Here is a 15,243-nt window from a genome sequence, read left to right on the forward strand (position 1 = left end):
CTATCTTTAAGCCACCGGCTGAGCTTCGAGTTCGTCGAGGAAACGATCCACGACGCGAGAGCTCAGGGCTTCATCCTTCAGCTGTTCGCCCACAATCTTTTCCGCGAGCTGGGTAGCCAAATCGCCCACATCCTGACGCAGGGAGGCTTCCGCTGCCGCCCGCTCAGCAGCAATCTGGCGCTGAGCTTGCTCGATGATGCGCTTGGCTTCTTGATCAGCACGTTCCGTAGCACGGGACACGATGTCCTCCGCTTGCGCATTGGCTTTGTTGCGAATCTGGGCGGCTTCTTCCTTTGCGTCACGCAGTTCGGATTCAATCCGCTGCGCCGCAGCTGCCGAGTCCGCCTGTGCCTTTGCCGTAGCGTCCAAACCCTCTTGGAGCTTGTCAGCGCGTTCCTGCACCAGCCCGTCGTACTTCGGCAGAGCGACCTTCACAACCACCACCAAGATGACCAGGAAGATAATTGCCGACCAAACGATGTCGTAAGTCTCTGGCAGCATAGGGTTCGGGGTATCGCCCGCCTTAGCTACTAGTGATACCAAAGTGCCTAACATACGTGCTCCTTACCGGAACAGGAAGCCCGTTACCAAACCAATCAAAGCCAAGGCTTCGACGAAGGCGATACCGATGAACATGTTAGTGGTGAGCTTTCCGGACAGTTCCGGCTGGCGGGCAATAGCGTCCTGAGTGTGACCAATCAGAATGCCCAAGCCAATGCCAGGTCCAATGGCGGCCAGACCATAGCCGATGGTTGCGAGAACAAGTGCACTTCCAGTCATGTTTTCTTTCCTTATTTGTTGTTATTCTCATGCCGGTTGGCGTGAGAAGCCTATTGTTTTTCTAATGTGCGTGTACGGAGAGGTTCACATACACCGCGGTCAGAATCGCGAAAATGTACGCCTGTAGGAAAGCCACCAGGATTTCAAACAGGGTAAACGCGAAAGCTGCCGCAAAAGTCAGAATCCCTATCGGGGATAGCGCCGAGAGATGCGCAAAGAGGAAATAGTTCGTGGCGCTCAGAGTCAAAGCTAGCAAGAAGTGACCGGCAATCATGTTTGCCAACAAACGGACGAACAGAGTAAACGGGCGAATGATAAAGGTGGAAATCGCCTCAATTGGGGTCAGCAGGAGATACAGCGGCCACGGTACGCCCGGCGGGAATAGCGAGGACTTAAAGAAATGACCCACACCGGTCTCGCGAATTCCGGCATAAATGAAAACAAACCAGGCAAACACTGCCAACAGCAGCGGAAAGCCCGGTTTTGCGGAACCCGCCAGGTTAAAGCCAGGAATAATACCCGAAATGTTCATGAACAGCACCGAGAAGAATACGGTCGTGATAATCGGGGTGTATTTACGCCCGATTTCCTTACCGATGACTTCCTCAGCAATGCTCTCTTGGCAGAATTTAAAGCCAAACTCCAGCATGTACTGGGCACGTCCCGGAATGAGCTTGGCTCGCGTGGCATACAGCACCAGGCACAACACCAGCAGCAGGGTCATGATGAGACGAATCATCATGACGCGGTCAATAGTAAAAGGCGTTCCGGCGAAAGCAACTACCGGGGGGAACAAGTCCATAATGGTGGGGGCATGGAACGAGTCATCTGTAGTGGGAACCAAATTCGGCACCAATGCCGACATGAGCGTCAACTGCACTCCCATTGTTCTCCTTTGAGTCCTAATTCACGAGTTCGCCTAATAACGTTACCACGAAAATCAGCCGTGATTAACCCACCTCTTAACAAGATGTGGCGAAAAACACACTTTTGTTCTATCGAGATGGGTTTTCCTCGACCGTTTCAGATTGTGACGAGGTCACGACCGAGTCCAACAGGGGCACCCGCGCTTTGGTCAGCGCCACCGGGAAGACGATGGCTTGCACCAAAATCATTGCTAGCAGGGTGAAAAAGATGGTTTCAGCATCCAGCCCCGGCAATTTCCGCGCCACCCCCACAGCCACCAAAATGACAACTACTTTTAAGACGAAATCTCCGCCCATGCCTGCCATCATCAAGTCGGGATGATTCAGCGTAAACAGGTGTGTGGCAAACGTCACCGCCACCAGACCCGCGCCTACGACGGCACATAAACCAATGGAACGCAGCCCCGCCGCCCCCACCAGCCGCGCGGCTAAGCCCGCCGCGACCAGCAACACTGCCACCACCGCTAGGGAAATCGCAAGCAATGAAAACTTCACTGCCCGGCGCGTTCCCGCCCCCACCGAAGCCGCGTGAAAAGCGTCCGTTGGTACTGACAAAGGAGTCGTTTCGTTCACGACTTTACGCTATCAGAAAGGGCGGAGTCATGGTACAGGGCGTGTTCCGGACCGTGGGGCTGACGATATTTCGGGTTGAACCAGCGGTGTACGCCTTCGCGCCAAGCGGGCAGAATCTCAATTGTCGCCACCATCGACAGCAAGGACGCCACCAACATGACCACCAACACGTAGCGCATCCGGAGCAGAGTCAGAGACGCTGCCCCCAGGGAAAACACTGCCGTCCACAGATACATGACCAGCACGGCGCGCACTCGCGAGCGCCCGGCGTGGGAGAGGCGATGGTGCAGGTGACCAGCATCGGCTTGGAAGGGCGACTGGTGATGATACAGCCGCCGTATCACTGCGGTGACCATATCAATTATCGGGATTGCCAACACTGCCAGGGGCAAAACTATGGGCAGGAAGGACGGAAAAGCCTGGCGGAAATAAACTACTGCCGGGTCAATCTGACCGGTGACAATGATGGCAGAAGCCACGGTCAGTAAGCCCAGCAGCATCGCGCCGGTATCGCCCATAAATATGGAGGCGGGGGAAAAGTTGTGCGCCAAAAATCCCAGGCAGATTCCTGCCAGCGCCGCTGCCACCGTCGAAGCCAAAGAGGCATACGACGCAGCACCGAGCGTGCGCGTCAAAGTATAGGAATAGATGAACAAGCCGGTGGCGCTAATTGCCATCATGCCGGAGGCTAAGCCGTCCAAGCCATCTACGAAGTTCACTGCGTTGATTGCAGCCACCACTACCAGCACTGTGACCAGCAGAGACAATCGGGACGAACCAATCGTCAAGCCAAAAATCGGGAAAGACGTCAGCTGGATGCCCAACCAGGACATCAATCCTGCCACCAGGATTTGCCCTGCCAGCTTCGTGTACCAATCCAAATCCCAGATGTCGTCGATGACACCCAAAATCACAATCAGGACGACTCCCACTGCCAAACCTTTGATGTTATGAAAGCTAGCTGCGTCTGCCAAGAATGGAGTATGCGAAGCGATAGCTAACGCCGTGAGGAAACCCGCGCCCATGGCTACACCGCCCAGACGCGGGGTGGGAAATTCGTGGACGTCACGTTCCCGCACCGGCGCTAAAGTCCCGGTAGCCAGGGCAAACTGGCGTACCAGCGGAACCGTCAGGTACGTCACCGCGACCGCAACCAGGAATATCAACAGGTAAAACTTCATACGGGCTTTAGTTTAGCGGGTTAGTGGCGCGGGATTCGTGTTTGTTTTAAATAAAAGGTGGGATATGGGCTGCAGCTGCCATTATTGGCAGCTACTGCCCATATCCCACTATATAAACGCAGGGGAGCCATCAGACCAGGGCGGCGAGGATGTCAGACAGCGGAATATCGCCCTGACGCAGCAAGCGCGGGGAATCCTGTGTCAAACGGACAATGGTGGATGGATGCCCAGAGGGAGACACGCCAGCATCCACGTAAACGCTGACCCGTTCCCCAAAATAGTTCGTGGCGGCGGCAATATCGGTAGCGGGAGGTCGCGTATGCAGGTTGGCAGACGTAACCGCCAGCGGACCGGTATAACGCAGTATTTCGAGGGCACGAGGGTGGTCGGGCTGGCGCAACGCAATCGTCCCGTGAGTCTGACCCAGGTCCCAGCCCAAAGCTGGGTTGGCAGTCACGATTATGGTCAAAGCACCGGGCCAAAAGCGCTCTGCGAGCAAGCGGGCGGCGCGCCGCTGACTCGCGCTAGCCTGCGGTTCCGGCGCCATTAAATCCTCCAGTGCTGCCGGACCGGAAACCAACACCGGCGGAGGAAAATCCTCGCCCCGACCTTTGGCATTTTGCAAACGCGACACCGCCACGGGCGCGAACGGCACCGAAGCTATTCCATAAACCGTATCGGTCGGCATGACCAGCAGCTCGTCACGTTTCACCGCTGCGTCAATCACTGCCAAGTCAGTCTGGGTAATGGGACCGGTCAGAGCATCAATTATTTTCATAGAGCCGATTTTAGTCCCCCGGTCGACCAAGCTGACACCACCGGAACAGACACTCCCACCACCCTTGTGACCGAGGCACCAAAACAAATACCCGGAGCAGCTCCGCAGTAGCGCGCAATAAGCCAAAGCGCCCGAAGCGCTAACCTATTGCGCTGTCACCCCACGTGCTCAGCAATCGGCTATTCCGGGCGGTTGAGCCATTTGGTTAACTCCGTTGCCCGCGCCGACTCCAGGGCTGAGAGATAGGGCACCGGATCAATGCCCGCCAACTCTACGTAATCAGTCAACATGGTGCGCACCACGTCTTGCAGCTCCTCGGGTTTCCACGGTTTCGCCACGTACTGATCGAGCCCAGCTTCGTTCACCGCGCGCACGGTGTCAGCCAGGTCAGCCTGACCGGTCACCAGGACTTTGCGAGTCAACTGGGTGCGTTCGTCAGACATCATCTGGCCCATGAACTCGATACCGGTCGTGCCGGGCAACCGATGATCGCACAGCGCCAACGCCAGGGCATCACCATCGTCAGAGATTTCGTCGATAACCTCCCAGGCATCGGGCACATCCTCCGCCGGCTCAATGCGTAAAGTGTCCGCAAATCCCAGCAGGTCACGAGTCACGGCGGCACGAACTTCCGGTTCGTCTTCAAGAATTAGGATGGCGAGTTTCATGGTTTCTCCTTCATTGGGGATGCTCCTATTCTTTCATCCCGTCGTGAAGTTTGGACAAATTTGCCCTAAACGTCAGAAAACGAGCACTGACGAGCCACGCAAACCTGCCCGACTTGGCTGGTGAATCTAAAGCGAGACGGGAGTCCCCGCGATTGGCAATTCCACGGTGGCCAGGGTGCCCCTCGTGTGGGAGACGTTTTCCAGGCGGATGGTCCCGCCGTGATTTTCCACAATCGAGCGGCACAACCCCAGACCGATGCCCATTCCAAACCGCACTTCGCCGCCCTTGGTGGAAAAATGCGGCTCAAAAATGTGTTCGATGACGTCAGCCGCGATACCCGATCCGGTGTCGCGGAAGGTCACGACGATTTGGTCGCCGCGGGCTCTGGTCGCGATGGTCAGCTGACCAATCATTCCCGCCAGTTCGTCTCGATTGGTGGGGCGCTTGCCGACCGCGTCGCTGGCGGCTGAAGCCTCGCCGGACATGGCCTCTACCGCGTTCGTAATCAGGTTCGTCCACACTTCGTCGAGCTGACCGGGATGGCAAGAAATCCGCGGCAGGTCGCCATAGTCCACGCTGAGGTCGATTTTGTCTAAGCGATGCGACAACAGGCGCAGCGTGTCCTGCAGCCCGGAGTTGATGTCGACGTTTTGTACCGGATCCCCATCGGGACGGGCATAAGAGCGCAGCGAGGCGACCAGGTCAATGATGCGTCCCGAGGCGGTACGCAGGTTGCGCAGACTGGTGCCGATGGCAGCCGCTTGTTCCAAAGCTCCCAGATCCGCGTCCGGGTCGGCCTGCAGGTCTCTGGCGAGGTTGCGCGCCAAGTCGGTGCTGTAGACTCCCGCCACGGACAGGCGTTCCACCAGGCTCGCGTCTCCGAGGATTGCCAACAGCTCGCGTTTTCGCGCCCGCGTTTCCTTGGTGGACAAGAACGGGGCATCCTCCGCATTTTCCAGGGACTCCAGAGCCAAGTCGCGCCAAGTCGAGTCCGGGCAGGTCGACAGCAACATGCGTATATCCTCATGAATGTAATCTGCGGCGCGGCGAATCGCTGCCACCGGATTATTGAGTTCGTGCGCCACTCCCGCCGCCAACTCGCCCAGTGAGGCAAACCGGGCTTGGGCAGCCATTTCCTCCCTGGTTTCGCGGAGTATTTCCAGGGCTTTTGCCAAATTTGCCCGCTGCACTGCCAGTTGGTCTGCCAGCACTGCCGACTCAATGTGGAGGTTTTCTGCCCGCCGCAACCGGCGGTCATAAGTGCGCATAAACAGGGCTGCCACCAGCAGCGACACTCGTGAGTCCCCAGCGATAATCATGTTCATTTCATCGAGAGTCAGTTCGATTCCCACGACTTCTTCGGTCACCACGGCGGTAAAGAACGCGCCGATTTCTTCCCCGGAGGATAGCATCCCGATGATACGTCCGGTCGAAGCGTGGTGCATCAGTAAGTCCCCGCTCGCCGAGGAACGTTCCAGCGCGATACTGCCCGATAGCGCCAGGATAATGCTGCGAACTGGCTGACCTTCCTCAGTCAGATGCGCCCCCACCGGGAACGTAATCCGCTCCTGGGGTCCCAAGATAGTCTCGGCACGACGCACAATCTCGGCGATGATTTCTTCATCGTCCTGTTCGAGGTCAAACACAAAGCGTCTTTCGTACATGCCACTATCATGCCGGAATTTTTCCCGCACACAGGTAGGTTTACGAGCCGAGGATTGTTTTGGATCAGGTCGACGAGACTCCGACTACTCGTAACGCAGCGCCTCGATAGGGTCGAGTTTGGCAGCTTTGGACGCTGGATAGTAACCGAAGAAAATCCCGATACCAAGCGAGAACGCCAGCGAGAACAGCACTCCACCCAGGGGTGGAATCGCGGGATTACCCATCGCGTTAGCTCCCAAATATCCCGCGAGACCACCAAACGCCACTCCGAGAAGACCTCCCAACAGACACACCATCATGGCTTCAACCAGGAACTGTAGCCGGATATTCCACTGGGTCGCCCCCAGGGCTTTGCGAATGCCTATCTCCCTGGTACGTTCAGTGACCGACACCAGCATGATGTTCATCACCCCAATACCGCCGACCAGCAAACTCAGACCCGCAATCACCGACAGCCCCATAGCGATAGTGGAAAAGACGTTCTTAACCTGGTCCATCATTGAATCCATAGAATCAATTTGCACTCCATACTCGGAGTCAGCCCAGGTTTTATCCAAGAACTCCTGCAAATCGTGTTTCAAAGCCTTCGCATCAGTACCGGGAACCGGGCGCACGGTCGCCCAGTTAAAACCGGGTTCTTTGGTGCCGGTAACTTCCTCTTCCAGGGTGTAGGGGATATAAAAGGTCGTTCCACTCGACCCTCCGCCCCCGCCGAGGAGGGCAGCGGCAGCCCCTTTCATTTGTACCTGCCGGACGACCCCGATGACTTGGAAAGTCGTTTGGGACTCGTCGCTGTCGAACTCGAAACTCTGACCCACGGCGTTTTGCGCCGCTCCCCCGAACAGTTTTTTCGCTATTTCGTCAGTGACGACTGCCACCGTGTCCGCACTGTCCACTTCGCTGTCTTCAAAACCGCGACCGGCGACCAGTTCCATGTTTGACCCGATGAGGAAATCTTGGTTGGTGGTTTGCACATCCGCGTCCACGTCTCCGCCTGTGCCCGTAGCGGTGCCGTAGCCACCCGCCCCTTGCACGCTGATACCTTTGATTTGGTCGGAAAACTCCTCACGGATCTGGTCCAGGATTTCCGGAGTCAGATATTGGTCGTCGCCGTCGCTATCCGCACCAGCCGAGCTGGTACCGTCATTCCCGGACATGTCCTCATCCTCTTCATCAGGCTCTGCGGGCATGCTGCCGTCATCTTCCGTACCAGGCGAATCTTCGTGAGATTTATTCTTGGCGATGTTTTCTTTGGTATCCACCGAGAGGTACATATCCTGCCCTCCCAGAGAACCCAACGAGTCCGTCACCGCGCTGGTCACCCCGCGAGAGATAGTGAGAATCGCCACCACGGAAGCAATCCCGATGATGATACCCAGCAGAGTCAGAATGGCTCGCATCTTGTTCGCCCACAGTCCCGCCAGGGCCAGGCGCACGTTTTCTCCGAAAGTCATTGAGCGCCTCCTTTGGTCGACACACCCTCGCCCAGCACGCCGTCCACCATGGTAAAGATGCGCTGAGTTTGCTCGGCAAGCTCGGGGTTGTGGGTAATCAACACGATGGTTTTACCCTGCTCGCGGTGCAGCCGGTGGAACAGGTCCATGACCATCAAACCTGTGGCGGTGTCCAAAGCACCGGTCGGCTCATCTGCCAAAATAATGTCCGGGTCATTGGCCATCGCGCGCGCAATCGCCACCCGCTGCTTTTGCCCGCCGGACAACTCGCTGGGCTGATGGTGAATCCGTTCGCTCATGCCGACCAGTTCCAACAGTTTCAGCGCCCGTTCACGCCGCTGAGCACGCCCTACTCCGGCATACATCATGGGCAGTTCTACGTTCTTTAACGCATCGGTACGTCCCACCAGGTTAAAGTTTTGAAACACGAACCCGATGGAAAGCGAGCGTATCAACGCGGCTTCGTTATCGTCAGCTTCGGAAATATCCACGTCTCCCAACAGGTAACGGCCCGAAGTGGGTCGATCCAGCAGTCCGATAATGTTCATCAGGGTGGACTTGCCCGAACCGGAGGACCCCACGATGGACACAAACTCTCCCGGATAAATTGCCAGGTTTACACCCTTCAACACAGTTAGCTCGTGGTCGGTACCCAGAAAGAACCCCTTGTAAATGTCGCTCAACTGGATGACCGGCTGCGGTGCTACCGCCCCCGACTGACCGCCACCCTGCGGAGCGAGCGCGGGAGGGGACGCTGGTGCAATAACCTGACCCTCAGCATGACCTACCGGCAGGCTCATCATCCCATCGCTCCATCTGTCTGCTCCATTGTCTGTGGAGTGTCGACATAGTGACCAGTCTCTCCAATCAAGTCGAGATAGTTCATGGCGTTATCCAGCACGGATGTGCCGTCTTTGATGCCTTTACCCTTGATCGCTGCCATGCCGTTGCCTTCCACCAGGACTTCCACCTGGACTTCACGAATCTTCGGCTGTTCCGAGTCAGGGTTTTCGACCACCAGCACAGACTTTGGACCATCATCAGCAGACATCCCCGGTCCCGTCATTCCTCCGGAAACGGAACCCTCGGGAGAGTGCGAGTCCTGACCGTCTACCGGGGTGGCAGAATCAATGAGGGCACCTTTTGGCACGGTCAAAGCGTTCTTTTGCCCGGCGATAATCGCCTTAACCTTGGCAGTAGAACCCAGGCGCAAGCCCTGTAAATCGCCCGTCACCGTAATCTGCACCGGGAACATAACCGAGGTATTTCCACTCCCGCTCCCGCTGTTAACACCCTGGTCAGCACCCGGACCGGACGGCGCAGCGGTCTGGTCGACGGCTGCCGGAGAGATAAATGCCACGGTCCCCGTGAATTCCTTGTCTCCGGTGGCGGGGGTGGTAAAAGTGACCTGGTTACCCACGTTGAGCTTGGCGACCCCAGATTCTTTAATCTGGGTTTCAATGACCATATTTTGATCGTCTTCCACCGTCATCAGGGAGCCTTCCGGCGCGGCACCGACCTTGGCAGTTACGGAGGTCACAATGCCTGCCATCGGGGACGTCACGTGCGCCGAGCTAATGTCTGCCCGCAGCTTTTGGATGGCGCTCTGACCTTCTGCCATACCCGAGCCGGCAGTGGCTTGTGCCGCCCGCAATGCCCGCAGATTTGAGTTCACTTCCTGGGCGGCATGGATTTTGGCAGAGTCCAGGGCGACTTTGGCGTCAGAGACGCCGGTTTGCGCCTTGGCTACCGCATCGCCCGCATCGGCGATTTGGGAGTCAATCTGGCGCAGCGCAGCGCGGAATTGGCGCCGTGCCATGCCCAAGTTTTCGCTAGCGTGATTGGCGGCTTGCTTGGCTTGAGCCTGCTGGGACCACGCGTTCTTGACAGCTTTCTCGGTAGCATCGGCGTTTTGATCCTTAGCGTTGACCTCCGACATCAGTTCAGCGATGCGTTGCTTGGTCGCCTCGATTAGCTCGGCGAGCTTATTCGGATCAGCTTTCAGTGTCGGGTCCTTCTTAATTCGCTCTAGTTCTTTCCTCGCCAGTGCTAAATCGTCCTTAGCGGAGTCCCTTTCAATAGCCGCAATATCGCGCTGTGTTTTCGCATCTGCCACCGCGGCTCCCGCCCGGTTCGCTTCCATTCTGGCGTTTTCAGCTTCTTGATTGGCAGAACGCAAAGCATTTTCCTGGTCCAGCAAAGCTTGCAGAGTGCGGTTATCCTTTTCCTGCTTCATCTGGTCATAAGCGCGGGATGCTTTCACATATTCGTTCTGCGCTTCGTGCAGGGCGGTCTGTGCCCCGCGAATATCCTGGTTCAAGCCCTGATCCAAGGCACTTTTGGCGTTTTGGTAATTTTGCGCAGCCTCATCAATGCTGTTTTGCTGGGTGACGCGACTCTCGTTCAGCTGGGACTGCTGACTGGACAGCTGGGACATGGCCTCAGAGCTGTCCAGCTGCGCTAAAAACTGCCCCCGGCTCACGCGATCCCCTGGCTTTACGTTCAGTGTCTGCACTTTCGAGTTCAACGACGAAAACAGGGTCATGCTCTTGGCGCTTTTCAGCGTGCCGGTCATGCTGAGGCTCTTGGTCACGTCGTCTTTCGTAACGGTAGCGACGTCCCCGCGATAAACGGCAGTCGGGTCGTACTTGGGCGCCCCTATCCCCAGCAACGGCGGAACGACCAGCCCGGCGACAACCAAGACTGCCACCACGCTCACCCCGATAATGATTTTCTTTTTCTTGCTCGATTTTTTCTTGCCGAATTTCAGCTTTTTCTTGTCCTTGAGCAGGGATTTCGAGGACTTTGCCGAACCCTCTCCCGCCACGGCAGTGACAGAGGTGACAGTCGGGTCATCGACGGGAGTGATCACAGGTTCGTCGCTCACAATAACTCCTTATTATCAAAAACGCTTTTGAAAAACTATAAACTCCGGGGGACGATTTCGTCCTGTCAAAAGCGTCGTTACCAGGAAAATCAGTCCGAAGTAGGAGACTTTACCAGTGCCCGGATACGCCGCTCTCAACCCTCAGGAGGAGACAGTCCCAGATTATCCCGGCTCCCCGTCAGCTTGCAATCAGGGATATCCCTGATTTAACCCTGACCAGCCCTCAGCCTTCACGCCATAGCTTGCAAGAAACGAGGGCGTCCTGCCAGGTCACACCGGGTTTGCGCGCCCCTGAGTCCGAGTGCTTCGGCAGCTTTCACCAAGGCTTCACCTTGCGACTCGGCGTGTTCCATCACGATGGTGGCTCCCGGCAGTGCGACCGCGGCGGCGGCAGCCAAAAATGCCCGCGGGCGTTCCAAACCGTCAGTGCCCCCGCCATAGAGTGCCAACTGCGGGTCTTGGGCGGCTTCGGGTTGCGTGACCGGGTCGACCACGTAGGGCGGGTTAGTGGCGATAACGTGGAATTGTGGTGGGATTTCGGCACACACAAGGGCGTTGCGCAGCGTTTGCGGGTCGGTAGCGTCAGCGTGTAGGACTCGCGCCGCCACTCCGGTAAACCGGGCGTTTTCCGCCGTCAATTCCACCGCCGCTTCTGACACATCCACGCTGGTCAGCACCGACTGGGGGACCTCGGAAGCAATAGACAATCCCAGAGCCCCCGAACCGCAGCCGAGGTCCAGCACCCGCGGAGCGACCCCTTGCCGCACCCAATCCGCCGCCGCGTCGATGGCCCCTTGTGCGACCCACTCCGTCTCGGGACGCACCACAAACACTCCGGGGCGGGCGCGCAGAGTCAGGTGGCGAAAGTACATTATCCCCATAACGTGCTGCAACGGGACTCTGGTGGCGCGCTGTCCGACCAGCTCAAAGAACCGTTGCCAGGTAGCCCCGTCCAGGCGCTCGCCGTAGCCGGGTCGGTGACCCAAGACGTGCTCCAGCAGTAGGCGCGCTTCACCGGGAGCATTGTTGATTCCGGCCTCGCTCAACACGAAAGCCGCGTCATTGAGCGCCGACCGCGCTGCCGCTTGCTGGGGTATCTGCATCGAATTCCTTCCGCCGTCTGGGAAATACACACCTATGCGGCGAATCCACGGGCGTCAAACCTGCTGTTTCGCCTGGATTGCCAGGTCTGACAGACCGGCGCTATGGGGAGGTTTGAGCCGGGGTGGTTAGTGGGCGGACTTGCCCACTGCCGCCAGGCGGGCGGCTTCGTCGGCATCAATAGCGGATTGGATGACCGGAGCCAGGTCGCCGTTGAGCACCTGGTCCAGGTTGTAAGCCTTGTAGCCGGTGCGGTGGTCAGCGATGCGGTTTTCCGGGAAGTTGTAGGTGCGGATTCGCTCGGAGCGGTCCACGGTGCGGACCTGGGAGGCGCGCGCCTCAGCCGCTTCAGCCTCGCGCTTCTCTGCCTCCAACTGCATCAGGCGGGAACGCAGCACCCGCATCCCCGCTTCTTTGTTTTGCAGCTGGGACTTTTCGTTTTGCATCGACACCACGATTCCGGTGGGCAGGTGGGTGATGCGCACCGCCGAGTCGGTGGTGTTCACGGACTGACCCCCCGGTCCTGAGGAACGGTACACGTCAATGCGCAGGTCATTAGGGTCAATCTCGATGTCTCCGGTTTCCTCAGCCTCCGGCATGACCAGCACGCCTGCTGCCGAAGTGTGGATGCGCCCCTGGGACTCGGTGACCGGCACGCGCTGGACCCGGTGCACCCCGCCCTCGTACTTCAGGTGTGCCCACACGCCTTCCTCCGGGGAGGGGTTGCCTTTCGCTTTGAACGCAATCGAAGCGTCTTTGACTCCACCAAGGTCGGATTCAGTCAAGCCCAGCACCTGTACCGCCCAGCCCATCTTTTCGGCGTAATGCTGGTACATCCGCATCAAATCACCAGCAAACAGGGCAGATTCCTCGCCGCCCTCACCGGCTTTGATTTCCATAATCACGTCACGGGCATCGTCAGGATCCCGCGGGGTCAGAGCCTCAATCAAATCAGCGTTGGCTTGCTCAAAAGCGGCTTCAAGACCGGGGATTTCCGCCGCAAAGTCCGGGTCCTCGCCTGCCATTTCGCGCCCGGCTTCCAAGTCGTCACGCGCCTGCAACCAGCTCTGCACCACGGTGTTGACACGGCTCAGTTCCGCGTAACGGCGACCGACCTTGCGGGCATGAGCCTGGTTGGAGTGCAGGTCCGGGTCGCTCATCTGCACCTCAAGCTGGTGATACTCCTCCAGCAGGGCTTCCACACCGGCAAATTCTTCAGGAAAGTCGCTCATTTCGGACCTTTCAGTTCGCTTTCAAAATCGAGGTGAGTACGGGGAAAATACCAGGGAAGTCCCTGGCAAATAAAAGACACCGGTCGGTAAAATGTACCGACCGGTGTCAAAGTTTTGCTATTCCGCTGCAGCGGCAGAAGCCTTTGCGGCGTCTTTCTTAGCTTTATCTGCAGCTTTCTTCTTGGCATCGTTAAACTTGGCGTAGCGAGCCTCGAAGCGAGCCACACGACCACCGGTGTCAAGAATCTTTTGCTTGCCGGTATAGAACGGGTGGCAAGCCGAGCACACATCCACACGCATCTGACCGGAAGTCAGGGTGGAGTGAGTGGTAAAGCTGTTTCCGCAGGTGCAGGTGACCTCGGTCAATACGTATTCGGGGTGGATTCCCTGTTTCATGATTACTCCTTGGGTATAAAGGCTCCGGGTCCCGCGGCGGAGGCTTAGGGTGAACCGGAAAAACCAAGGGTCTATTATGCCACAATCCACAAAGTCACACCAACTAGCGCTACCGAGACTGTGCAGCAACACCCGCTGGTTAGCCAGAATCCCTAGATAGCGTCGTTGACCGTAATTGCAGGAACACGTCGGACAGTAAGCCAATAGTGAGCCATTTGGGTCAGGAAAACCACGACAGCAAGCAGTGTGATTACCCATCCAGTGAACATCTCTAGGTTTGTCCCTGCCGAACAGAGAAGGCAAATGAATCCGATCCATTTGCCCAGTTGATCACGAAAACGCACTAACATCACCAGTAGCAGGACAAAAGCTGCCAATAAACTGCTGAGAGTAACTACTGTAGCCGGTAGAAACTCTATGTCAGGACGTATTTGAAAATGTGTCAGCATGATTCCGCAAGCAATCAGATAAAGTCCTACCATTGCCGTGAGTACAAATACCGGAACTGCACCCCGAAAGGGTGAAGACGGAACACGCCACGCAAAGGGCAAAACCAAAAGTATTCCTAGCAAATACACTAGGGAAACCCCTGAATGTGCGAAAACTGAGGGCAGTGAAGCGTTCGAGAAGAACGGGGTGGGAATGACACTGCAAACGATTAGCGCCAATCCAACCAGAGCAAAAGCAGTCCTAGCGCGCATAATGACTCGTTTCTGCGTGTACCGTATCAACTATGCAGCCTCGCAAATCATGCGAAAAACCAGCTGAATAACTGCCGTTGGGATTAGAAGTAGCCGAATTGCTCATGTTGTAGGTTTTACCCCTGCAGGTAACAAAGTCAGTTTTAAAATCCGCGACTGCACTAATTCGCGCGTTCCTACCAACAGTGTCTCCAATCGAGGTAAAACGTGCATTATTCACAACATGGTTCCAGGATAATGGCGCGGTTGCGTTGGCGTATCCGGGAGCACTGAAATAACTCATACTCCCGTTCCAGCACATCAAGCTGTTCATTTTCAGACTTGAAATAACTAAGCCAACGGGATCCTTCAAATAATGGTTGGTGTAGAGCGTCTTACACTGGTAGCCCGACCGGGTACTGCTGGTCAGCTGCGTCTTAGCGGGTAGGTTTTCAAAGCTGCTGGTAAAGTTCGAAACCCTGCAAGAAGCATCAATATCATATGCGAGCTTTACGACTCTGTCATTTCTATCGTTTCGAACCACCTCATTGACACGGAAAGACTCGCAATTACCCTCGTTCCAAATTTTCAGAGTTGCTCCTGTGAGGGAATCCGTGACCTCGCGGTACTCAGCGGCTTGTGCTGGCAAAGTGGCTGCTAAGCCCAAAGCTAAAATGCTCACCACTCCATAAATCAGGGATTTCATAAAATTTCCCCCTAAACGTTGAATGGCTTAAAAACGCGCTGAACGAGACACGCCGCCGACCTCCTGCGCTATTTCATTGTAGCGCGATTCTCCGTTGAAAACTAGGGTTAATTATTTGATTAAGTATGCCCAGCGACCATCCACTTACAGTCAGTCAGATGACAGACTGTAAGTGATCCCAGTGAAATAAATAGCGCAGATCATCCACTTGAAAC

Annotated in this window: 14 protein-coding genes and 1 pseudogene; all 15 read right to left on the minus strand. The window is 56.6% G+C overall.

Annotated elements, in window-relative coordinates:
• Positions 1–6 precede the first annotated feature (6 nt).
• A complete protein-coding gene (locus tag HMPREF0574_RS03635) occupies positions 7–555 on the minus strand; it encodes a F0F1 ATP synthase subunit B (protein WP_004007338.1) in 549 nt (182 codons plus the stop codon).
• A gap of 9 nt (positions 556–564) precedes the next feature.
• A complete protein-coding gene (gene atpE / locus HMPREF0574_RS03640; protein WP_004007339.1) occupies positions 565–780 on the minus strand; it encodes an ATP synthase F0 subunit C in 216 nt (71 codons plus the stop codon).
• A 61-nt stretch (positions 781–841) separates the two neighbouring features.
• Complete coding sequence (atpB, locus tag HMPREF0574_RS03645) at positions 842–1,666, minus strand: F0F1 ATP synthase subunit A (RefSeq protein WP_004007340.1); 825 nt, start codon at positions 1,664–1,666, stop codon at positions 842–844.
• A 109-nt stretch (positions 1,667–1,775) separates the two neighbouring features.
• Positions 1,776–2,279: a Cg1360 family ATP-synthase-associated protein gene (locus HMPREF0574_RS03650; RefSeq protein WP_004007341.1), complete on the minus strand. Its 504-nt coding sequence runs from the start codon at positions 2,277–2,279 to the stop codon at positions 1,776–1,778.
• Positions 2,276–3,460, minus strand: a complete 1,185-nt coding sequence (locus tag HMPREF0574_RS03655; protein WP_004007342.1) for an MraY family glycosyltransferase — start codon at positions 3,458–3,460, stop codon at positions 2,276–2,278. The genes HMPREF0574_RS03650 and HMPREF0574_RS03655 overlap by 4 nt, the downstream gene beginning before the upstream one ends.
• 130 nt (positions 3,461–3,590) lie before the next feature.
• The gene (locus tag HMPREF0574_RS03660) at positions 3,591–4,238 is read right to left on the minus strand and encodes an L-threonylcarbamoyladenylate synthase (RefSeq protein ID WP_004007343.1); all 648 of its coding nucleotides are present in this window, start codon (positions 4,236–4,238) and stop codon (positions 3,591–3,593) included.
• A 179-nt stretch (positions 4,239–4,417) separates the two neighbouring features.
• On the minus strand, positions 4,418–4,906 hold the full coding sequence (locus HMPREF0574_RS03665; RefSeq protein WP_004007344.1) for a response regulator: 489 nt from the start codon (positions 4,904–4,906) through the stop codon (positions 4,418–4,420).
• Between the two features lie 126 nt (positions 4,907–5,032).
• Positions 5,033–6,571: an ATP-binding protein gene (locus tag HMPREF0574_RS03670; protein ID WP_004007345.1), complete on the minus strand. Its 1,539-nt coding sequence runs from the start codon at positions 6,569–6,571 to the stop codon at positions 5,033–5,035.
• Between the two features lie 84 nt (positions 6,572–6,655).
• On the minus strand, positions 6,656–8,026 hold the full coding sequence (locus HMPREF0574_RS03675; RefSeq protein ID WP_004007346.1) for an ABC transporter permease: 1,371 nt from the start codon (positions 8,024–8,026) through the stop codon (positions 6,656–6,658).
• Positions 8,023–8,829, minus strand: a complete 807-nt coding sequence (locus tag HMPREF0574_RS03680) for an ABC transporter ATP-binding protein (protein WP_004007347.1) — start codon at positions 8,827–8,829, stop codon at positions 8,023–8,025. The genes HMPREF0574_RS03675 and HMPREF0574_RS03680 overlap by 4 nt, the downstream gene beginning before the upstream one ends.
• Positions 8,826–10,913: an efflux RND transporter periplasmic adaptor subunit gene (locus tag HMPREF0574_RS03685; protein ID WP_004007348.1), complete on the minus strand. Its 2,088-nt coding sequence runs from the start codon at positions 10,911–10,913 to the stop codon at positions 8,826–8,828. The genes HMPREF0574_RS03680 and HMPREF0574_RS03685 overlap by 4 nt, the downstream gene beginning before the upstream one ends.
• 230 nt (positions 10,914–11,143) lie before the next feature.
• Positions 11,144–12,016: a N5-glutamine methyltransferase family protein gene (locus tag HMPREF0574_RS03690; protein ID WP_004007350.1), complete on the minus strand. Its 873-nt coding sequence runs from the start codon at positions 12,014–12,016 to the stop codon at positions 11,144–11,146.
• Between the two features lie 126 nt (positions 12,017–12,142).
• Positions 12,143–13,246 (minus strand): peptide chain release factor 1, encoded by a 1,104-nt coding sequence (prfA, locus tag HMPREF0574_RS03695; protein ID WP_004007351.1) that lies wholly within the window; start codon positions 13,244–13,246, stop codon positions 12,143–12,145.
• A 195-nt stretch (positions 13,247–13,441) separates the two neighbouring features.
• Positions 13,442–13,642, minus strand: a pseudogene (gene rpmE / locus HMPREF0574_RS03700) (50S ribosomal protein L31); the annotation flags it as partial.
• Positions 13,643–14,332: 690 nt separating this feature from the next.
• On the minus strand, positions 14,333–15,028 hold the full coding sequence (locus HMPREF0574_RS03710; protein ID WP_004007354.1) for a hypothetical protein: 696 nt from the start codon (positions 15,026–15,028) through the stop codon (positions 14,333–14,335).
• Positions 15,029–15,243: the final 215 nt, after the last annotated feature.

The sequence above is a fragment of the Mobiluncus curtisii subsp. curtisii ATCC 35241 genome (assembly GCF_000146285.1).
Classification (GTDB): domain Bacteria; phylum Actinomycetota; class Actinomycetes; order Actinomycetales; family Actinomycetaceae; genus Mobiluncus; species Mobiluncus curtisii.